Source organism: Pantoea sp. BL1, from assembly GCF_000963985.1.
GTDB classification, from domain to species: domain Bacteria; phylum Pseudomonadota; class Gammaproteobacteria; order Enterobacterales; family Enterobacteriaceae; genus Pantoea; species Pantoea rwandensis_B.
The window spans coordinates 29767-49904 of the sequence record NZ_JZRH01000031.1 but is presented as its reverse complement, the minus strand read 5'-3'; the positions used below and the strand labels follow the sequence as shown (position 1 = coordinate 49904).

Genomic DNA, 20138 nt, shown 5'->3' with positions numbered 1-20138 from the left:
TGCGTCAGGAAGATAATGTTCGAATGAGGTTAGAGAAATCTTCTTTGATGTCGTGGCTCTCTTCACGCAACTGCTCAATTTTACGGCAGGCATGGAGCACGGTGGTATGATCGCGGCCACCAAACGCATCGCCAATTTCCGGCAGGCTATGGTTGGTCAACTCTTTCGCCATTGCCATTGCCATCTGACGCGGGCGTGCCACCGAGCGCGAACGGCGCTTCGACAGTAAATCCGCGACTTTGATCTTGTAGTATTCGGCCACCGTTTTCTGGATGTTATCGATGGTGACCAGCTTTTCCTGCAGCGCCAGTAAATCGCGCAGCGCTTCGCGCACGAAATCGATGGTGATCGCGCGGCCGGTAAAGTTGGCATTGGCGATGACGCGGTTCAGCGCCCCTTCCAGCTCACGCACATTGGAGCGCAGACGCTTGGCAATAAAGAAGGCGACTTCGCCCGGCAGACGAATATCGTTTTCATCCGCTTTCTTCATCAGGATCGCCACACGCGTTTCCAGCTCAGGCGGCTCGATCGCGACGGTTAATCCCCAGCCAAAGCGCGACTTCAGGCGATCTTCAACACCATTGATCTCTTTTGGATAGCGATCCGAGGTCAAAATGATCTGCTGATTGCCTTCCAGCAGCGCGTTAAAGGTATGGAAAAACTCTTCCTGCGAGCGCTCTTTATTGGCAAAGAACTGAATGTCATCGATCAACAGTGCATCGACGGAGCGGTAATAACGCTTAAATTCTTCAATGGCGTTGTTCTGCAGCGCTTTTACCATGTCCTGCACAAAACGTTCGGAGTGCATGTAAACCACTTTGGCATTCGGCTTGCGCGCAATAATGCCATTTCCCACCGCATGTAATAGGTGAGTTTTACCTAAACCGGTTCCGCCATAAAGGAAGAGCGGGTTGTAAGCACCACCAGGATTATCCGCCACCTGACGTGCCGCCGCGCGCGCCAGCTGGTTAGATTTACCTTCAACGAAGTTATCGAAGTTATGGCGGTTATTCACATTTGAGCGGTAGGTGACATCCGCCGGGGCGGGCACTGAGTCCCAGCTTGGACGCAAGATTTGCGCCGGAGCAGGACGGTTTTCAACAGGAGCAGGGGTGCTGTAAGCCGCCATAGCAGGCTGGCTGGCTGCAACCTGCGCAGCCGGGCGCGTGCCAACTTCAAAACGCAGCAAAGGCACATTCGGACCGCAGAATTCATTCAGCAGCCCATTAATACTATTGAGATATTTATCCCGAACCCAGTCGAGTACAAACCGATTTGGTGCATACAAGGTCAGCGTATTGTCGTTTAATTCAGCCTGCAGCGGACGAATCCACATGCTGAATTCGGTGGCAGGAAGCTCATCCTGCAAACGGGCAAGACACTGTTGCCAAAGCGTAAGTGACACGGCGGACTCCACTCGTACAAAATCGATAAGAATTTCAGGCGCTAATAATAGAAACTGTCTTTTTTGACACAGGCGATCAGAAAGCGCCTGCGACCGCTATCCGCGGTAGTCATCCCTGGCGATCGCAGTGAGGATCGTCAGCGGAAGGGCGGATCATAGCGCAAAGCGGCACAGAGATCTTCCCTTTCTACACAGTTTTGATCCAATTTATCCACAGGCTAGTGAAGCGCTAATGAGTTTACGCTTTCTGTGGAAAAAGCGAGCGGGGATCTTGCTGAAAGAGGCAATTTTTCTGGTCGCCTCTCGTTTCCGCGCAATAAATCTGCAAATTGATCGCAAGAAGATCCTGCGCGATCCTTGCGCTTTACCCTATAGCCCGTATAATTCCCCACCCGGCATTATCGCGTGAAGCCTTGATGCCCGGAATCAGCGGGCTGTATCTGGTTTCCAGGTGCCGCGAACTGCGAAGTAAATTGACTCTGGACTGTACAATTATTACAATCCCGCCTCTTTATTAAAGACACATTGAGGCGTAGGTCGATTTACTGGCCCGAAAACGCGTCACCCAGTGAAAATTTTCAAGTTTAGGTAGAAATCGCCATGAAACGCACTTTTCAACCGTCCGTACTGAAGCGCAACCGTTCACACGGTTTCCGTGCTCGTATGGCAACAAAAAATGGTCGTCAGGTTCTGGCACGTCGTCGTGCTAAAGGCCGTGCTCGTTTGACCGTTTCTAAGTAATAAAGCTAACCCTCGTGGTTAAGCTCGCATTTCCCAGGGAGTTACGTTTGTTAACTCCCACTCATTTCACTTTCGTCTTCCAGCAGCCACAAAGAGCCGGTACGCCGCAAATCACCATCCTCGGCCGCCTTAACTCGCTGGGGCATCCCCGCATCGGTCTTACCGTCGCCAAAAAGCATGTGAAACGCGCCCATGAACGCAACCGGATCAAGCGATTGACCCGTGAAAGCTTTCGTCTGCGCCAACACGAGCTGCCTGCGATGGATTTTGTCATCGTGGCGAAAAAGGGGATTGCTGACCTCGATAACCGTGCGTTAACGGAAGCGTTGGAGAAATTATGGCGTCGTCACTGTCGCCTGGCTCGCGGCTCCTGATCGCCCTGATACGCGTTTATCAACGCGCCATCAGCCCACTACTTGGACCTCATTGTCGGTTCCATCCCACCTGCTCGCAGTATGGGATTGAGGCATTACGCCGTTTCGGCGTCGTAAAAGGTAGTTGGTTGACGATAAAACGCGTATTAAAATGCCACCCTTTGAACCCGGGTGGTGACGATCCTGTGCCGCCAAAAACCTTTGATACCAGAGAACATTAACGATGGATTCGCAACGCAATCTCTTTCTCATCGCTTTTCTGTTCGTGTCTTTTATGATCTGGCAAGCCTGGCAGACGGACCACGCTCCGCAGCCACAGCAGACTCAGACCACGCAGAACACAAGCAGCGCAGCGGGTGATGCCGCCTCTTCCGGCGTGCCGGCTAGCGGTCAGGGCCAAACGATCACCGTTAAGACTGATGTCCTGTCACTCAGCATCAATACTCGCGGTGGCGATATTGAGCAGGCACAGCTGCTGACTTACCCAGACAAACTGGGTTCAGACGCACCGTTCCAGTTGCTGGAAACCACCCCTGCCTTCGTTTATCAGGCGCAGAGTGGCTTAACCGGTCGTAATGGCCCGGATAACCCGAACAATGGCGCTCGTCCGCTGTTCACCACCACTCAGGATCACTTCGAGATGGCCGATGGCCAGACCGAGCTGCGTGTACCACTGACCTGGACCGATGAAAAAGGTGTGGTTTATACCAAAACCTTCGTGTTCAAGCGTGGCGACTTCGCGGTTAACGTTGACTACAACATCAATAACGCCTCGCAGCAGCCGCTGGAAGTGTCGATGTTCGGTCAGCTGAAGCAGACCATTGATCTGCCGAAGCACCGCGATACCGGCAGCAATAACTTTGCCCTGCACACCTTCCGTGGCGCAGCGTACTCGACCAGCGAAGCGAAATACGAAAAATACAAATTCGATACCATCGCGGATAACGAGAACCTGAACGCGACCACCAGCAATGGTTGGGTGGCGATGCTGCAGCAGTACTTCGCCACAGCATGGGTGCCGCGCACTCAGGGTAACAATACGCTGTACACCAGCAACCTCGGCAATGGCATTGCGGCTATCGGTTATAAATCTGCACCGGTTACCGTAGCAGCTGGCGCACAGCAAGACCTCGGCGCGACCCTGTGGTTAGGCCCGGAAATCCAGGACAAAATGGCGGCTATCGCGCCTCACCTGGATCTGACCGTAGATTACGGCTGGTTGTGGTTCATCTCTCAGCCACTGTTTAAGCTGCTGAAGTTCCTGCACAGCTTTATCGGTAACTGGGGCTTCTCGATTATCGTTATCACCTTCATCGTTCGTGGCATCATGTACCCGCTGACCAAAGCGCAGTACACCTCCATGGCGAAGATGCGCATGCTGCAGCCGAAGATTCAGGCCATGCGTGAGCGTCTGGGCGATGACAAGCAGAAGCAGAGCCAGGAAATGATGGCGCTGTACAAGGCAGAGAAAGTGAACCCGCTGGGCGGCTGCTTACCTCTGGTTATCCAGATGCCAATCTTCCTGGCCTTGTACTACATGCTGTCAGGTTCGATTGAACTTCGTCATGCACCGTTCATTCTGTGGATTCATGACCTGTCCGCGCAGGATCCGTACTACATTCTGCCGGTTATCATGGGTATCACCATGTTCTTCATTCAGAAGATGTCACCGACCACCGTGACCGATCCGATGCAGCAGAAGATCATGACCTATATGCCGGTTATCTTTACCGTGTTCTTCCTGTGGTTCCCTGCGGGTCTGGTGCTGTACTACATCGTCAGTAACCTGGTGACCATCCTCCAGCAGCAGCTGATTTATCGCGGGCTGGAAAAACGTGGTCTGCACAGCCGCGACAAGAAGAAAGCGTAACGTCTGACTGCAACAACAGCAGCGTATACTCAAGGGGCGGCATTTATGTCGCCCTGTTTTTTTATGTGAAAAGAGAGAAAGACATGAGCCACAGCGACACTATCGTTGCCCAGGCGACACCTCCCGGCCGTGGCGGCGTCGGCATTCTGCGTATTTCCGGCGCCAAAGCCGCTGACGTCGCGCAAGCCGTGCTCGGCAAATTGCCGAAACCGCGCTATGCCGACTACTTGCCGTTCAACGATGCGGATGGCAGCGTGCTGGATCAGGGGATTGCGCTGTGGTTTCCTGGCCCCAACTCTTTCACCGGCGAAGATGTGCTGGAGCTGCAGGGTCACGGCGGCCCGGTGATTCTGGATCTGCTGCTGAAACGCATCGTCGCGCTGTCGGGTGTACGCATCGCTCAGCCGGGTGAATTCTCCGAACGTGCGTTCCTCAACGACAAACTCGATCTGGCGCAGGCGGAAGCGATCGCCGACCTGATCGACGCCAGTTCAGAGCAGGCCGCACGCTCCGCCGTAAACTCACTGCAAGGCGCATTTTCCCTGCGCATCAATACACTCGTGGAAGCACTCACTCACCTGCGCATCTACGTGGAGGCCGCTATCGACTTCCCGGATGAGGAGATCGATTTTCTGTCTGATGGCAAAATCGAAGGTCAGCTAAATGCGGTGATCGGCGATCTTGATAACGTGCGTGCCGAAGCGCGTCAGGGCAGTTTGCTGCGTGAAGGAATGAAAGTGGTGATTGCTGGTCGTCCTAATGCCGGTAAATCCAGCTTGCTGAATGCCCTCGCCGGTCGTGAAGCCGCGATTGTCACCGATATCGCTGGCACCACGCGTGACGTGCTGCGTGAGCATATTCATATCGACGGCATGCCGCTGCACATCATCGATACTGCGGGGCTGCGTGAAGCCAGTGATGAAGTTGAGCGCATTGGAATTGAACGCGCCTGGCAGGAAATCGAGCAAGCCGATCGCGTGCTGTTTATGGTGGATGGCACCACCACCGACGCCACAGAAGCGGCCGCAATCTGGCCTGATTTTGTCGCACGTTTACCGGCACAACTGCCGATTACCGTGGTGCGTAACAAAGCCGATATGACCGGCGAAGTGCTGGGTCTGACAGAAGTGAATGACCACTCACTGATTCGTCTCTCTGCACGGACAGGGGAAGGCGTGGATGCACTGCGCGACCATCTGAAACAGAGCATGGGCTTCTCTGGCAATATGGAAGGTGGCTTCCTGGCACGCCGACGCCATCTGCAGGCATTGGAGTTAGCAGCCACTCACTTACAGCAGGGTAAAGACCAGCTGCTGGGTGCATGGGCGGGTGAACTGCTGGCGGAAGAGCTGCGTCTGGCGCAGCAGGCACTGAGCGAGATCACCGGTGAGTTTACCTCCGACGATCTGCTCGGCAGGATTTTCTCCAGCTTCTGTATTGGGAAGTAATCCTCCCCCTGTTTCCCCCATCACTGTTTGGTTGGGGGAAACATGCGTCTTTGTTATTTGGCACCCCCTCTCCTTTGCAGTATAACGATCGCTGACCCGTGCTAAAGCGTACCGGGCTCACCCACGATTGATGCTAAATATTAGGCGCAAGTTGCTGCCTGAACAGGAGAGAAACATGAGTACACCGCTTGACAGCGTGGCGCTGAACGCGCTGTTCAATGACGCTCGCACCCACAGCTACTGGCAGGACAAACCGATTTCTCATGATGTGCTGCAGCAACTCTATAGCCTGACCGCGCTCGGCCCGACTTCAGCCAACTGTTCACCAGGACGGTTCGTGTTTGTCACTTCGCAGGAAGGCAAAGAGAAGCTGAAACCTGCACTCTCCTCTGGCAACGTGGACAAAACCATGGCAGCACCGGCAACGGTGATCGTGGCGTGGGATCCTGAGTTCTATGAAGCGCTGCCCAAACTCTTCCCGCACGGTGATGCACGCAGCTGGTTCACCAGCAGCCCGGATCTGGCGAAAGAGACGGCCTTCCGCAATAGCAGCCTGCAGGCAGGATATTTAATTCTGGCGGCACGTTCGCTGGGGCTGGATGCCGGCCCGATGTCCGGTTTTGACCCGTCAAAAGTCAATGAAGCCTTCTTTAGCGAAAGCAAATGGCAGGTGAATTTACTGATTAACCTTGGCTACGGTGAAGCCAGCAAACTGCATGCGCGTTTACCGCGCCTTGGCTTTGATGAAGCCAGCAAATTTGCCTGATTGATTCCAGGCGTCGGGCATTGCGCGACGCCTGTCACTCACATTAGCCCAGCGAGTGAAAACCGCTATTGAAGTACACCATCGGCTCCGCCGCTTCACCTGACAGTGAAATGCCAACGATGCGCGCCAGCAGCACGCTGTGGGTATTCCACTCCACCACTTTCTCCAGCTGGCAGTCAAAGCTCACCAATGCATCAGCCAGCACCGGTGCACCGGTGTTCAGCGTTTGCCACTCACCGCTCTGGAAGCGTTCTGCGCGACGTGCAGACTGACTGAACTGCGCGCATAAATCGTCATGCTGTTCACGCAAGACGTTCACAGCGAAATGGCCAGCATTCACAAATGCGTCGTGGCTGGATGCACTACGGTTAACACACACCAGCAGGCTTGGCGGCTCGGCAGCCAGTGAGCTAACGGAGGTCGCAATCAGACCCAGCTTTTCGCCCTGAAACTCGGTGGTCACTAAAGAAACGCCTGCGGTCAGGCGGCGCATACCATGACGAAATTCATCAAGTGAGATTGATTCCTGGCGAGTAAGTGAAGTTACTGACATAAAAAAACTCCGACGTGCATGCTGCTGCGATGGGCACGATTATCTTGAGGTGGATTGTTCACGCACTTCGATGTGCTTTTGGTTGCCCAAATCCTACACTACCTCAGACTTTACGGCACCCTATCCGCGCAAAATCAGCAAAAGCGTTATATGCAAATTCATCGGATGGGATTAGCCGCCGCTTCGGTCTTATCTGATTTTTGGTCATTCCATGTTATGCCGGATGCAAACCTCTGAGAAAATTCCTACAATAGCCCTGATGATTATCTGACCATTTTCACGGAGCGACAGATGGCTAGTCATTTTGTACGTTGCATGGGTAACTCGCCGCTCTCTTCAGAGCAGTTGCGGGTTCCACAGGATGTGATTAACAGCGCCGAGCGCTTCCCTGACAAGCGCCGTAGCCGTTTTCTTGCCGCACGCGAATTGCTGGCTCAGCTCATGCTGCGTGTTTATGGCATTCGTGAACTCCCGCCGCTTGTGACCACCAGCAGCGGACGTCCTTGCTTTGCCGATCCAAACCTCCCTGACTTTAGTATTGCGTACGCCGGTAATATGGTCGGTGTGCTGCTGGCGGAAGAAGGCGGGCGGGCGGGATTGGATATGGAGATTGTCCGCGCCCACAGCCGTCAGACGCAGGACACGCTCACGCAGGATCTCTCATCCGGTGAAAAGGCGTGGATCAACGCGCAGCAGGATTTCATGGAAGCGGTGACGCAAATCTGGACGCTGCGCCAGAGCATCCTCAAATTAACGGGTGAAAGTGAAAACGGTGCCGGTTCGCTGCAGTTGCACCCTGCTGCCGGCCGTCTGCGCTCCAGCGTGTTTCCGGATATTCAGGCGGTATGTGATGCCGAGCCGATGCTGGTGTGGTCGTGCGCGCTCTCTCCGGGCACTGAGCGCTTATGCCTGTGGGAGATTGATGCACAGCAGCAATGGCAGCCATTGCGCAACGTTGAAATGAGCAAACCGAATATTGGCCCGCGCTCGCTGCGTCTGACCAGCCTCACTCCCACACCGCAAGAAATCGGACATCTCTAACAAAACAGGCCGCAATCGCGGCCTGTTATTTTTAGTGCGCGTCGATAAACGCGATTTTTAGCACAAACAACAGGGCAACAATCACCACGCACGGGCTGATTTCACGCCAGCGTCCTGTGCCAAGCTTCATCACACAGTACGAGATGAAGCCCAGCGCGATACCTTCGGTGATCGAGAAGCTGAAAGGCATCATCGCCGCCGTGACAAACGCCGGGACCGCTTCGGTAAGATCGTCCCAGCGCACGCGTGACAGCGATGCCGTCATCAATACGCCAACGTAAATCAGCGCTCCAGCGGCCGCATAGGCCGGCACCATCGCAGCCAGCGGCGACAGGAACATCACCAGCAGGAACAGAATGCCGGTGATCACCGCCATCAAACCGGTGCGGCCACCAATCGCCACACCTGAAGAGCTTTCGATATACGCCGTCACCGAAGAAGTGCCGATCAGCGAACCGGTCACCGAGCTGATGCTATCGACATACAGCGCCTGCTTCATGCGCGGGAAAGTGCCCTTTTCATCGGTCAGTCCGGCCTTATCGGTGACACCGATCAGCGTGCCGGAAGAGTCGAACAGGTTGACCAGCATAAAGGAGAAGATCACTCCCGCCATACCGATGTTGAACGCCCCTTTAATATCGACCTGACCCACCACCGATGTCACTGCCGGCGGCGCGGCAAACACACCGCTGAATTTCACATCGCCAATGGCCAAGCCAATCGCCGTAGTGACCACAATTGATACCAGCACCGCCGCGTGGATATTGCGTGAGGCCAGAATCGCGATAATGAAGAAGCCCAGCGCCCCCAGCAGTACGCTATGCGAGGTCAGGTTCCCGACCGTCACAATGGTGTCGGCATTCGGCACGATGATACCGGCGTTTTTCAGCCCCATCATAGCGATAAACAGGCCGATACCGGCGGTGATGCCGACGCGCAGGCTCATTGGGATGTTGGCAATCATCCAGTAACGTACGCGCAGCAGCGTGAGGATCAGCAGACCGAGCGCCCCCCAGAAGATCGCCCCCATGCCAACCTGCCATGAGTAACCCATGGCGCCAACCACCACAAACGCGAAGAAAGCGTTCAGCCCCATCGCCGGTGCCAGTGCCACCGGCAAATTCGCCACCAGCCCCATCAGGATGCTGCCAAAGGCCGCTATCAAACAGGTGGTGACAAACACCGCCTGGGTATCCATGCCTGCCGCGCCCAAAATTTGCGGGTTTACAAAGACGATGTACACCATCGTCAGGAAAGTCGTGAAACCGGCGATCACTTCGGTGCGCGCGGTTGTGCCGTGTTCCTGCAGCTTAAAGATGCGCTGCAACAAGCCCTGATTGTTCATTCAACTGTCCCGGAAAAAAATTTATCGCCGCGTATCCTATAGATTTTAGTCGGGCAAAACACTGATTATTCGCAAACGGTTGCCGGGGTCGCTTTCTGCGCTGAGTGCGCTAGAGTGTCAGCTGGTTGTTTAATAAAAGGATGATGTGCGATGTCAGTTGAATGTGTGTTTTTCGATTGCGACGGTACGCTGGTCGACAGTGAAGTGATCTGTACGCAATCTTACGTCAACACCTTTGCCCAATACGGTATTGAGCTCTCTTTGCAGCAGATGTTTGAGCAGTACAAAGGGGTTAAGCTCTATGACATCGTGCGGGATGTACTGGCGCAGCATCAAATCGACGTTCCCATTGAAGAATTCGAAACCGCCTATCGCGCTGATGTCGCCCGCCTGTTTGACCTCGACCTGAAGCCGATTGCCGGTGCCAAAGCGCTGGTGGAAAGCGTGAAAGTGCCGATGTGCGTGGTCTCGAACGGGACAGTGAAGAAGATGCAGCACTCGCTGGGTTTAACCGGCATGCTGCCATACCTCGAAGGTCGGCTATACAGCGGTTATGACATTAACCACTGGAAGCCCGACCCCGAGTTGATGTATCACGCGGCGGAGCAAATGCAGGTGCCGATTGAGAAGTGCATTCTGGTGGATGATTCAGAGGCCGGTGCGCGTGCGGGGATCGCGGCGGGCATTCCGGTATTTTACTATTGCGCTGATGCGCACAATCCGGAGTTGGATCATCCGCTGGTGACGCGCTTTGACGATATGGCGCAATTGCCAGCGCTGTGGCGCGCAAGGGGTTGGGATTTGGTGTAAACCCAGGGCGGCATGAATGTCGCCCCTGCAGAAACCGGCGCAGGATGTCCGGGCAATGCATGATTCAAATCGACTGACCACAAAAGTGTAACCTCTGTGGTCGGTCTGATCTGTTCCCTGTGTGCCCGGTGGAACCTGGTGCTACCCCTACAGAGGCCGGTGTGCGATTTTGAACAGTTCGCAGGTAAGATCTAATCGGGTGCGCATTTATGCGCACCAGGTAACCTAAACGCCTTAGCCAATCGCGCCCAGCGAATCCTCGTTACTCTGCTTCTTCGGCAGCAGGAACAACGTCGCCACGATATCCAGCAGGTAAATCAGCGCCAGCAGCGTGATCGCCGCGGTAAACGAGATTTGCGCCGCCAGCAGACCAATCACCAGTGGACCAAAGCCGCCGACACCGCGTCCAAGGTTGAACAACACGTTCTGCGCGGTTGCGCGCGCCTGAGGTGGGAAGGTGTCCGAGATCAGCGCGCCGTAACCGCCAATCATGCCGTTCACAAACATCCCCATGATCGCGCCGGTAAACAGCATGACGGTAGGATCGCGCAACTGCGCATACACCACCACCATGGCGACCGCGCCAAACTGGTACAGCAGAAAGATTTTCCAGCGCGCGAAGCGATCGGCCAATACGCCAAACAGCCAGATACCAAAGGTCATGCCCACCACGGTCACCGCCGTCCACAAGCCGGATTTGGTCAGGCTAAAACCAAAGCTGGATGAGAGGTAACTTGGCATCCAGATCATCAGACCGTAGTAGCCGAAATTCTGCACCGAGCAGAGAATAAAGATGCCCAGACTGGCTTTGCTGGTGGCACGATCGGCAAACAGCAGTTTGATACGTGCGGCGAACGACAGCTGCGGTGTTTTTTCCACGTGACGCGTGAAGCCTTCCGGCTCGCCCATACTGCGGCGAATCACAAACGACACCAGCGCAGGCAGTAAGCCCACCAGGAACATGCCGCGCCAGCCAATCACGCTCAGCAATGGCGGCGTGATAAAGGCGGCCAGCAGCACACCGAGCTGCCAGCCAATGCCGACCCATGCCGAGGCGCGATTACGCTTCTCCTTCGGCCAGGCTTCCGCAATCAGCGCCATGCCAATACCAAACTCACCGCCTAAGCCCACGCCCGCCAGCGTGCGGTAGGCCAATAGATCCCAGTAGCCCTGCGCCACCGCGCACAGCCCGGTGAAGATTGAGAACATCAGGATCGTCACGGTAAGAATACGGATACGACCATAGCGATCGCTGAGATGACCAAACACAATGCCACCGATCACCGCGCCGATCAGCGTCCAGGTGACCAGCGAACCGGCCTGAGAGGGATCGAGCGCCAGCGAGACGCTGATTGCCGGTAACATAAAGCCCAGAATTAACAGATCGAAGCCGTCCATCGCATAGCCACTAATGGCAGCAACCATCGCTTTTGCCGGCGTCACGGCGTTTTTTTTCGTTATTGGGGAAGACATTTAACAGCACCTGGCAGAAAAAAGTGCGCCAAGTATAAAGAGAGGGAATCGCGGAGACCAATCAGAAATGAAGATGGCTGCCTGTTTGCTACAGTGGCAACAGGCAGCCGAAACGGCAATTAAGAGGGTTTATTGCTGCCGTCATCACCTGACAGCAGTTCATCCAGCTTGTCGCCGCCAACGTGACGGAAATCCTGACCTTTAACGAAATAGAAGATAATTTCGCAGATGTTCTGGCAACGGTCACCGATACGCTCGATAGCGCGGGCACAGAACAGCGCCGTCAGTACACTTGGGATGGTGCGTGGATCTTCCATCATGTAGGTCATCAGCTGACGCACAATGCCTTCGTACTCTTTGTCGACCTTCTTATCTTCACGATAGATCTTAATGGCTTCATTCAGATCCATACGCGCGAAGGCATCCAGCACGTCGTGCAGCATCTGCACGGTGTGGCGACCCAGAGACTCCAGGCTCACCAGCAGCGGCAGGTGCTGCTGGCTGAACTTCTCCAGCGCCGTGCGGCTGATTTTCTCAGCGACGTCACCGATACGTTCCAGCTCAGAGATGGTCTTGATGATTGCCATCACCAGGCGCAAGTCGCTGGCGGTAGGCTGACGTTTGGCGATGATGCGCACGCAGGCTTCATCAATCTCCACTTCCATCATATTGACCTTCTGGTCACCGTCGATCACGCGACGTGCCAGCTCGCCATCCTGGTTGTGCATCGCGGTAATGGCATCGGTAAGCTGCTGCTCCACCATGCCACCCATGATCATCACCTGGGTGCGAATGTGTTCCAGCTCCGCGTTGAACTGACCGGAGATGTGTTTGTTCAGATTCAAATTGTCCATGTGCGTCTCCTGAATCAGCCGTAACGACCGGTGATGTAATCTTCGGTCTGCTTCTGCGCGGGCTTAGTAAACAGTGTATCGGTGTCGCTGAATTCGATCAGCTCGCCCAGATACATGAAAGCGGTATGGTCAGAACAACGCGCGGCCTGCTGCATGTTGTGCGTCACGATCACCACGGTGTAATCCTGCTTCAGCTCGGTGATCAGCTCTTCAATACGACCGGTAGAGATCGGGTCGAGGGCTGAGCATGGCTCATCCAGCAACAGCACTTCCGGGCGAATCGCGATGCCGCGTGCGATGCACAGACGCTGCTGCTGACCGCCGGAGAGACTGTAACCGCTCTGATGCAGCTTGTCTTTGGTTTCATTCCACAGCGCTGCTTTGGTCAGCGCCCACTGCACACGCTCGTCCATATCGGCACGTGACAGCTTTTCAAACAGACGTACGCCAAACGCGATGTTGTCATAAATCGACATCGGGAACGGCGTTGGCTTCTGGAACACCATGCCCACGCGTGCGCGCAGCAGGGCGATATCCTGATGGGAAGCCAGAATATTGTCGCCATCCAACAGAATGTCACCTTCAGCACGCTGCTCTGGATAGAGCGAGTACATTTTGTTGAAGGTGCGCAGCAGGGTGGATTTACCACAGCCTGATGGTCCGATGAAGGCGGTGACCTGGTTCTTCGCGATATCCAGGTTAATGTTCTTCAGAGCGTGAAACTTTCCGTAATAGAAGTTCAGATTGCGAACCTGAATTTTACCGGCAGAAGTCGTTGCCATACTCATTGCTCATCTCTCATGTGCAGCGCCGCCGAAGCCGCGCCGGGAAATTAATGTTTGCCCTTGGCGAAAACCACTCGCGCGACAATGTTCAGCAGCAGCACGCACAGGGTAATGATCAACACACCCGCCCATGCCAGGCTTTGCCACTCGGCAAACGGGCTCATGGCGAATTTGAAAATCGTCACCGGCAGGTTGGCGATCGGCTGCATCATGTCGGTGCTCCAGAACTGGTTCGACAGCGCAGTAAACAGCAGCGGTGCGGTTTCGCCCGCGATGCGTGCCACGGCCAGCAGCACACCGGTGATAATCCCGGATACCGAGGCTTTCAACGTGATGGCAGAAATCATCTTCCACTTCGGCGTACCCAGTGCATAAGCCGCTTCACGCATGCTGTCTGGTACCAGACGCAGCATGTTTTCCGAGGTACGAATCACGATAGGAATCTGTAACAGCGCCAGCGCCACCACACCCGCCCAGCCAGAGAAGTGCTGCATCTGTGCCACCACGATGGTGTAGACGAACAGACCGACCACAATGGAGGGGGCAGAAAGCAGGATGTCGTTGATGAAACGAATCACTTCTGCCAGCCAGTGCTTGCGACCATACTCGGCAAGATAGATACCGGCCATGATACCCAGCGGTGTACCAATCACCGTTGACCACAGAATCAGTAACCCACTGCCTGCCAGGGCGTTGGCTAAACCACCACCCGCAGTGTTCGGCGGCGGGGTAGATTCGGTGAACAGTGACCAGCTCAGACCATCAATGCCCTTGGTGACGGTAGTGAACAGAATCCAAATCAGCCAGAACAGGCCAAAGGCCATGGTCAGCATCGACAAGGTCAGAGCGATTTTGTTTTTGGTACTGCGCCACGCCTGCATTTTGCGGCGAGACGCTTCCAGCTCAGCGCGAGCCTGCATTTCAATAGCTGTCATGAACGGGCTCCTTCACTCTTCGCCAGACGCAGGATCATCAGTTTAGAGATCGCCAGCACGATAAAGGTAATCACGAACAGGATCAGACCCAGTTCCATCAGCGCGGCCACGTGCACACCCGACTCGGCTTCAGCGAATTCGTTCGCCAGCGCAGAGGTGATGCTGTTGCCCGGCATAAACAGCGAGGCGCTGTCGAGCTGGTAGGTGTTACCGATGATAAAGGTCACCGCCATGGTTTCACCCAAAGCACGACCCAGACCGAGCATCACGCCACCGATTACGCCGTTTTTGGTGAATGGCAGCACGATGCGCCAGATCACTTCCCACGTGGTGCAACCAATGCCGTAAGCGGACTCTTTCATCATTACTGGCGTCTGCTCAAACACATCACGCATCACCGAAGCAATGTACGGGATGATCATGATGGCGAGAATGACACCTGCCGCCAGAATACCGATACCGAATGCCGGGCCTGAGAACAGGGTGCCCACAATCGGAATGTTCGACATCACGTTGCCGACCGGCGTCTGGAAGTACTCAGCGAACAGCGGGGCGAAGATGAATAGGCCCCACATGCCGTAAACGATACTCGGGATCGCGGCCAGCAGCTCAATCGCGGTACCCAGCGGGCGACGCAACCAGTTTGGCGCCAGTTCCGTCAGGAACAGCGCAATGCCAAAGCTCACCGGCACAGCGATGATCAAGGCAATGATGGAGGTGACGAGGGTGCCGTAAATCGGTACCAGCGCACCAAATTGTTCGTTTGGCGCATCCCAGGTTTTGGTCCATAAGAAGGAAAAACCAAATTTTTGGATGCTTGGCCAGGAGGAGAAAATCAGGGAGACGATAATGCCACCCATCAACAACAACACGATAAGCGCGGAAAGTTTCACCAGCGCGCCGAAAATCATGTCACCTTGTTTACCTGGGGCTTTGAACGTCGGCTTAGTGGCAGCCATAAGTTTCTCGGTTCTCAGAGGAAGTTCAGGGCGGCATACCATGCCGCCCATCGGGTTGGTCAGTCAGGGGAGACTGACCGGGTCATTCACTTACTTGTAAATCGCTTTGCCTGAGCTGTCTTTGATGTTCGCTTTCCAGGCAGTACGAATCTGGTTAGCAACGCTTTCTGGCAGCGCGGCGTAATCCAGTGAGGTTGCAGTTTTGCTGCCGCCTTTGTAAGCCCAGTCGAAGAACTTCAGCACTTCAGCACCTTTCTCAGCATTCGCCTGGTCTTTGTAGATCAGGATGAAAGTGGTTGAGGTGATCGGCCATGCATCGTTGCCTTTCTGGAAGGTCAGGTCTTGAGCGAAAGACTCGCTCCAGTTTGCGCCTTTGGCTGCGTTAGCAAAGCTGGCTTCGCTTGGTGCAACAGATTTACCGTCAGCATCAACCAGTTTGGTGTAGGTCAGGTTGTTCTGCTTAGCGTACGCATATTCAACGTAGCCAATTGAACCCGGCAGACGCTGTACGAATGCAGCTACGCCGTCGTTACCTTTACCACCCAGACCGGTTGGCCAGTTAACGGTGTTACCTTTACCAATTTTGCTGTTCCAGTCTGCGTTGACTTTAGACAGGTAGCTGGTGAACACGAAAGAAGTACCTGAACCATCAGCACGGCGAACCACGTTGATGTTGGTGTCTGGCAGTTTCACGCCGGGGTTCAGTTTAGTGATCGCCGGGTCATTCCACTTTTTGATGTTGCCCAGGTAGATGTCGCCAACGGTTTTGCCGTCGAGAGTCAATTCACCTGATTTCACGCCTGGGATGTTAACGGCCAGCACCACGCCACCGATAACGGTAGGGAACTGGAACAGACCATTTTTTTCCAAATCGGCATCAGCCATCGGCGCATCTGACGCACCGAAATCAACGGTTTTAGCGATGATCTGCTTAACGCCGCCTGAAGAACCAATACCCTGATAGTTGATTTTGCTACCGGTGGCTTGCTTGTATTCTGCTGCCCACTTGGCATAAACCGGTGCCGGGAATGTACCGCCAGCGCCAGTCAGGTCGGTGGCTGCAAAAGCAGATACCGCGCTTACTGCGAAGGTGGCGGCGAGGATTCGGGCTACGGATGTACGCATCAGTGTCATGTTCCCTCCAGGGGATTTAAAAAAATCAGGCTCAATGCCTTTTTAGTAGGAGTCAGTGATTGCTGCTGGAGGGAAAATAGGACAGTTTGATGACAGTGAAATGTACGAAATATGACAGTTATATGACACCGTTTAAAAAGCAAGCGGACCCGTTGCAGGCCCGCCCTTTTTATAGATTATTCAACGGTAACCGATTTTGCCAGGTTACGTGGCTGGTCAACGTCGGTGCCTTTAATCAGCGCAACATGATACGAAAGCAGCTGCAACGGCACGGTGTAGAAGATCGGTGCAATCACCTCTTCGACGTGTGGCAGTGAGATGATTTTCATGCCCTCGCTGTCGCTGAAACCCGCATCCTGATCGGCAAACACATACAGCAGACCGCCGCGCGCGCGCACCTCTTCAATGTTCGATTTCAGCTTCTCCAGCAGCTCGTTATTCGGCGCAACGACAATCACTGGCATATCGGCATCAATCAGCGCCAGCGGGCCGTGTTTCAGCTCTCCGGCGGCGTAGGCTTCTGCGTGGATGTAGGAGATCTCTTTCAGCTTCAGCGCGCCTTCCATCGCGATCGGATACTGATCGCCACGGCCCAGGAACAACGCATGATGCTTATCCGAGAAACCTTCCGCCAGGCTTTCAATCACTTTGTCTTGTGCCAGCATCTGCTCAATACGGCTCGGTAAGGCCTGCAGCGCATGCACGATCTCGTGCTCGGTTTCCGGCTTCATACCGTGCAGACGACCCAGTTTCGCCACCAGCATCAGCAACACTGCCAATTGGGTGGTGAAGGCTTTGGTCGAGGCCACACCAATTTCGGTGCCGGCTTTGGTCATCAGCGCCAGATCGGATTCACGCACCAGCGAAGAGCCGGCAACGTTACAAATGGCCAGCGATCCAAGATAACCCAGTTCTTTTGACAGACGCAGTGCGGCCAGCGTATCGGCGGTTTCACCCGATTGCGACAAGGTGATTAGCAGGCTGTTTTTACGCACAGCGGATTTGCGATAGCGGAATTCGGAGGCGATTTCCACATCGCAAGGAATGTTGGCCAGCGACTCAAACCAGTAGCGTGACACCATCCCGGAGTTATACGAGGTACCGCAGGCGATAATCTGGATATGCTCAACCTTGCTCAGCAAGGCTTCGGCATTGGCACCCAGTTCACTGAGATCGATTTGCCCATGATTAAAACGACCGGTAATGGTGTTTTTAATCGCGTTCGGCTGCTCGTAGATCTCTTTCTGCATGTAGTGACGATAGGCACCTTTATCACCGGCATCGTACTGCGCGGTGGATTCGATTTCCGCACGTTTGGCTGGTTTGCCATCACGATCGATGATGGTGACTTCGCGGCGAGTAATCTCCGCAATATCGCCCTCTTCCAGGTACATAAAGCGGCGGGTCACCGGCAGCAGCGCCAGTTGGTCAGAAGCGATAAAGTTTTCACCCACGCCACGGCCAATCACCAAGGGGCTACCAGAACGCGCAGCCACCAGCACGGAGGGATCGCGGCTGTCCATGATCACCATGCCATAAGCACCGCGCAGTTGCGGGATCACGCGCAGTACCACTTCGCGCAATGTGCCGCCCTGCTTCTGCTCCCAGTGCACCAGATGCGCCACCACTTCGGTGTCGGTTTCGGAGGCAAATTGGTAACCGCGTTCGATCATCTGCGCACGCAATGGCTCATGGTTCTCAATGATACCGTTATGCACAATGATAATGTGCTCAGAGACATGCGGATGCGCATTGGCTTCTGATGGCTCACCGTGGGTTGCCCAACGCGTATGAGCAATACCAGTGCCACCAATCAGTGGCTGCTGCTCTGCGGCTTCGGCCAGATTAGCCACTTTGCCAAGACGACGCAGACGCGTCATATGTCCCTGGCGATCGACAACGGCCAGACCCGCAGAGTCATAACCGCGATACTCAAGACGACGCAGACCTTCCAGCAGAATTTCTGCGATATCACGCTGCGCTACTGCACCAACAATTCCACACATAATAGTTTCCTGACTTCATGGCTTTCGGCCATTGCGTTGTCTTCTGACCTGATTTCCCCGAGCCTTGTAGAGAGTGGGGGATCTACCCTTCATACTTCAAATTTCAGGTGCGTTGGCCAGGCGCATTCACCTCAGTCACTGACTGAAGTCAGTGACTGAGGATTCGCGCTTACCACCTTTCTGAAACTCGAATGATTTCGGGTAGTTTTTTTCACGGGCCGATCTTTGCCGACCCTTAAAATTTATTTTTCTTAACCGGACGCTGCCAGCCAGACTTCTGATTCTGTTCTTTACGGTTGTAGACCAAATCGGCTGCGGTGACATCTTTCATTACCGTAGTACCTGCTGCGATGGTCGCGCCAGCCGCGACGGTGACCGGAGCCACCAGCTGGGTATCGGAGCCGACAAACACATCGTCGCCGATAATGGTCTTCGATTTATTCGCGCCATCGTAGTTACAGGTAATGGTGCCTGCACCGATATTCACACCCGCGCCAATTTCGGCGTCACCGAGATAAGAGAGATGGCCAGCTTTAGAGCCTTTGCCCAGGGTGGCCTTTTTCATCTCAACGAAATTGCCAACGTGTGCCTCTTCCGCCAACTCGCTGCCAGGGCGCAGACGCGCGAACGGACCTACGGTGCAGGCAGCGGCTAAAGAGGCATCTTCGATGACTGAATAAGGGCTGATTTCGCAATCATCGCCAATCACGCTGTTTTTGATGATGCACCCAGCGCCTATCCTGACGCGGTTGCCCAATGTCACCGTGCCTTCGATGATAACGTTGGTATCGATTTCGACGTCACGTCCATGTTGCAGCGTTCCGCGCAGGTCAAAACGAGCAGGATCGCGCAGCATGACGCCCGCCAGCAGCAGTTGTTCTGCCCGCTCGCTCTGATATGCGCGCTCAAGCGTGGCCAGCTGCAGACGATTGTTCACGCCATCGGTTTCGCTGATACGGGCCGGGTGCACCGCATTGATCACGCGGCCTTCATGATGCGCCATGGCAATGATGTCAGTGATATAGAATTCACCCTGCGCATTGTTGTTATTCAGCTGTGCTAGCCAGCGTTTTAGGTCCCCGCCGTTAGCAATCAGAATGCCGGTGTTAATCTCAGGGATTTTCAGCTGTTCGGCTGAGGCATCTTTCTGCTCAACAATGCCTGTCACCGTGTTATTTTCACGCACAATGCGGCCATAACCGGTCGGATTATCCAACACCACCGTCAGCAAACCGATGCCGCCTTCAGGTTTGGCATCACGCAGGCGTTGCAATGTCGGTTGGGAGATCAGCGGTACGTCGCCGTACAGCATCAAAATATCTTCGTCATCAGCAAAGAAAGGTGCCGCCTGCTGCATCGCATGGCCGGTACCCAGCTGTTCAGCCTGCAATACCCAGTTCAAGGTATTGTGGGCCAGTTTCTCTTGCAATAAATCGCCGCCGTGACCGTACACCAGATGCAGCTGCTGGGCACCGAGGCCGGTCGCGGCATCGATCACATGCTGAACCATCGGTTTGCCTGCCAGGGTATGCAGAACTTTCGGCAGATCGGAATACATTCGGGTGCCTTTGCCAGCGGCCAGGATCACCACACTCATCGCGCTTGTAGACATAACTATCCAGACTCAATTTAACTTTCG

At 54.7% G+C, this 20138-nt stretch carries 20 protein-coding genes; 9 read left to right on the top strand and 11 right to left on the bottom strand.

The window, feature by feature from the left end; genetic code table 11:
* Positions 1-4: 4 nt before the first annotated feature.
* Positions 5-1405 (bottom strand): chromosomal replication initiator protein DnaA, encoded by a 1401-nt coding sequence (gene dnaA, locus VH86_RS15560; protein ID WP_034830012.1) that lies wholly within the window; start codon positions 1403-1405, stop codon positions 5-7.
* 232 nt (positions 1406-1637) lie between these two features.
* Between dnaA and VH86_RS25915 the strand changes: the two genes are divergently transcribed.
* The 7 genes from VH86_RS25915 to VH86_RS15540 all read left to right on the top strand — a co-directional run bounded on the left by VH86_RS25915 (position 1638) and on the right by VH86_RS15540 (position 6604).
* Positions 1638-1814, top strand: a complete 177-nt coding sequence (locus tag VH86_RS25915; RefSeq protein WP_197079583.1) for a hypothetical protein — start codon at positions 1638-1640, stop codon at positions 1812-1814.
* A 191-nt stretch (positions 1815-2005) separates the two neighbouring features.
* Positions 2006-2146 (top strand): 50S ribosomal protein L34, encoded by a 141-nt coding sequence (rpmH, locus tag VH86_RS25165; RefSeq protein ID WP_000831330.1) that lies wholly within the window; start codon positions 2006-2008, stop codon positions 2144-2146.
* Between the two features lie 14 nt (positions 2147-2160).
* Positions 2161-2520 (top strand): ribonuclease P protein component, encoded by a 360-nt coding sequence (gene rnpA / locus VH86_RS15555; RefSeq protein ID WP_034830013.1) that lies wholly within the window; start codon positions 2161-2163, stop codon positions 2518-2520.
* Complete coding sequence (yidD, locus tag VH86_RS25160; RefSeq protein ID WP_007893564.1) at positions 2484-2741, top strand: membrane protein insertion efficiency factor YidD; 258 nt, start codon at positions 2484-2486, stop codon at positions 2739-2741. Before rnpA ends, yidD begins: the two co-directional genes overlap by 37 nt.
* A 2-nt stretch (positions 2742-2743) precedes the next feature.
* Positions 2744-4390 (top strand): membrane protein insertase YidC, encoded by a 1647-nt coding sequence (gene yidC, locus VH86_RS15550; protein ID WP_045833465.1) that lies wholly within the window; start codon positions 2744-2746, stop codon positions 4388-4390.
* An 83-nt stretch (positions 4391-4473) separates the two neighbouring features.
* Complete coding sequence (gene mnmE / locus VH86_RS15545) at positions 4474-5838, top strand: tRNA uridine-5-carboxymethylaminomethyl(34) synthesis GTPase MnmE (protein WP_038643954.1); 1365 nt, start codon at positions 4474-4476, stop codon at positions 5836-5838.
* A gap of 175 nt (positions 5839-6013) precedes the next feature.
* Positions 6014-6604: a malonic semialdehyde reductase gene (locus VH86_RS15540; RefSeq protein WP_038643955.1), complete on the top strand. Its 591-nt coding sequence runs from the start codon at positions 6014-6016 to the stop codon at positions 6602-6604.
* Positions 6605-6647: 43 nt separating this feature from the next.
* On the opposite strand, the gene VH86_RS15535 is transcribed toward VH86_RS15540, so the two are convergent.
* Positions 6648-7157 (bottom strand): flavin reductase family protein, encoded by a 510-nt coding sequence (locus VH86_RS15535; RefSeq protein WP_045833464.1) that lies wholly within the window; start codon positions 7155-7157, stop codon positions 6648-6650.
* 291 nt (positions 7158-7448) lie between these two features.
* On the opposite strand from VH86_RS15535, the gene VH86_RS15530 reads away from it, so the two are divergent.
* Positions 7449-8198: a 4'-phosphopantetheinyl transferase superfamily protein gene (locus tag VH86_RS15530; RefSeq protein ID WP_045833463.1), complete on the top strand. Its 750-nt coding sequence runs from the start codon at positions 7449-7451 to the stop codon at positions 8196-8198.
* 31 nt (positions 8199-8229) lie between these two features.
* On the opposite strand, the gene VH86_RS15525 is transcribed toward VH86_RS15530, so the two are convergent.
* Positions 8230-9543 (bottom strand): NCS2 family permease, encoded by a 1314-nt coding sequence (locus VH86_RS15525; RefSeq protein WP_038643959.1) that lies wholly within the window; start codon positions 9541-9543, stop codon positions 8230-8232.
* Positions 9544-9693: 150 nt separating this feature from the next.
* On the opposite strand from VH86_RS15525, the gene yieH reads away from it, so the two are divergent.
* Positions 9694-10353 carry a 6-phosphogluconate phosphatase gene (gene yieH, locus VH86_RS15520; protein WP_045815083.1) on the top strand — a complete coding sequence of 220 codons (660 nt, stop codon included), beginning with the start codon at positions 9694-9696 and terminating at the stop codon, positions 10351-10353.
* Positions 10354-10587: 234 nt separating this feature from the next.
* Here the strand turns inward: yieH and VH86_RS15515 are convergent, their stop codons facing one another.
* The 8 genes from VH86_RS15515 to glmU all read right to left on the bottom strand — a co-directional run bounded on the left by VH86_RS15515 (position 10588) and on the right by glmU (position 20111).
* Positions 10588-11826, bottom strand: a complete 1239-nt coding sequence (locus VH86_RS15515) for an MFS transporter (protein ID WP_045815084.1) — start codon at positions 11824-11826, stop codon at positions 10588-10590.
* 119 nt (positions 11827-11945) lie between these two features.
* Entirely contained in the window at positions 11946-12680 is a 735-nt protein-coding gene (phoU, locus tag VH86_RS15510; protein ID WP_038643963.1) for a phosphate signaling complex protein PhoU, read from the bottom strand.
* Between the two features lie 14 nt (positions 12681-12694).
* The gene (gene pstB, locus VH86_RS15505) at positions 12695-13468 is read right to left on the bottom strand and encodes a phosphate ABC transporter ATP-binding protein PstB (protein ID WP_034830029.1); all 774 of its coding nucleotides are present in this window, start codon (positions 13466-13468) and stop codon (positions 12695-12697) included.
* A gap of 44 nt (positions 13469-13512) precedes the next feature.
* Positions 13513-14400, bottom strand: coding sequence for a phosphate ABC transporter permease PstA (gene pstA, locus VH86_RS15500; protein ID WP_045833462.1), 888 nt, complete (start codon positions 14398-14400; stop codon positions 13513-13515).
* Complete coding sequence (gene pstC / locus VH86_RS15495) at positions 14397-15359, bottom strand: phosphate ABC transporter permease PstC (RefSeq protein ID WP_038643966.1); 963 nt, start codon at positions 15357-15359, stop codon at positions 14397-14399. Before pstC ends, pstA begins: the two co-directional genes overlap by 4 nt.
* Before the next feature lie 90 nt (positions 15360-15449).
* The gene (gene pstS, locus VH86_RS15490; protein WP_045833461.1) at positions 15450-16493 is read right to left on the bottom strand and encodes a phosphate ABC transporter substrate-binding protein PstS; all 1044 of its coding nucleotides are present in this window, start codon (positions 16491-16493) and stop codon (positions 15450-15452) included.
* Positions 16494-16669: 176 nt separating this feature from the next.
* Positions 16670-18499, bottom strand: coding sequence for a glutamine--fructose-6-phosphate transaminase (isomerizing) (gene glmS / locus VH86_RS15485; RefSeq protein ID WP_045815087.1), 1830 nt, complete (start codon positions 18497-18499; stop codon positions 16670-16672).
* A 235-nt stretch (positions 18500-18734) separates the two neighbouring features.
* Positions 18735-20111: a bifunctional UDP-N-acetylglucosamine diphosphorylase/glucosamine-1-phosphate N-acetyltransferase GlmU gene (gene glmU, locus VH86_RS15480; RefSeq protein WP_045833460.1), complete on the bottom strand. Its 1377-nt coding sequence runs from the start codon at positions 20109-20111 to the stop codon at positions 18735-18737.
* Positions 20112-20138: the final 27 nt, after the last annotated feature.

Coding starts and splice junctions, on each gene's coding strand:
- rpmH (WP_000831330.1), top strand. CDS start 2,006: ATGAAACGCACTTTTCAACCGTCCGTACTGAAGCGCAACCGTTCACAC.
- pstA (WP_045833462.1), bottom strand. CDS start 14,400: ATGACAGCTATTGAAATGCAGGCTCGCGCTGAGCTGGAAGCGTCTCGC.
- VH86_RS15525 (WP_038643959.1), bottom strand. CDS start 9,543: ATGAACAATCAGGGCTTGTTGCAGCGCATCTTTAAGCTGCAGGAACAC.
- phoU (WP_038643963.1), bottom strand. CDS start 12,680: ATGGACAATTTGAATCTGAACAAACACATCTCCGGTCAGTTCAACGCG.
- glmU (WP_045833460.1), bottom strand. CDS start 20,111: ATGTCTACAAGCGCGATGAGTGTGGTGATCCTGGCCGCTGGCAAAGGC.
- pstS (WP_045833461.1), bottom strand. CDS start 16,493: ATGACACTGATGCGTACATCCGTAGCCCGAATCCTCGCCGCCACCTTC.
- VH86_RS15530 (WP_045833463.1), top strand. CDS start 7,449: ATGGCTAGTCATTTTGTACGTTGCATGGGTAACTCGCCGCTCTCTTCA.
- yieH (WP_045815083.1), top strand. CDS start 9,694: ATGTCAGTTGAATGTGTGTTTTTCGATTGCGACGGTACGCTGGTCGAC.
- mnmE (WP_038643954.1), top strand. CDS start 4,474: ATGAGCCACAGCGACACTATCGTTGCCCAGGCGACACCTCCCGGCCGT.
- yidD (WP_007893564.1), top strand. CDS start 2,484: ATGGCGTCGTCACTGTCGCCTGGCTCGCGGCTCCTGATCGCCCTGATA.
- yidC (WP_045833465.1), top strand. CDS start 2,744: ATGGATTCGCAACGCAATCTCTTTCTCATCGCTTTTCTGTTCGTGTCT.
- VH86_RS25915 (WP_197079583.1), top strand. CDS start 1,638: ATGAGTTTACGCTTTCTGTGGAAAAAGCGAGCGGGGATCTTGCTGAAA.
- pstC (WP_038643966.1), bottom strand. CDS start 15,359: ATGGCTGCCACTAAGCCGACGTTCAAAGCCCCAGGTAAACAAGGTGAC.
- VH86_RS15535 (WP_045833464.1), bottom strand. CDS start 7,157: ATGTCAGTAACTTCACTTACTCGCCAGGAATCAATCTCACTTGATGAA.
- VH86_RS15540 (WP_038643955.1), top strand. CDS start 6,014: ATGAGTACACCGCTTGACAGCGTGGCGCTGAACGCGCTGTTCAATGAC.
- VH86_RS15515 (WP_045815084.1), bottom strand. CDS start 11,826: ATGTCTTCCCCAATAACGAAAAAAAACGCCGTGACGCCGGCAAAAGCG.
- glmS (WP_045815087.1), bottom strand. CDS start 18,499: ATGTGTGGAATTGTTGGTGCAGTAGCGCAGCGTGATATCGCAGAAATT.
- pstB (WP_034830029.1), bottom strand. CDS start 13,468: ATGAGTATGGCAACGACTTCTGCCGGTAAAATTCAGGTTCGCAATCTG.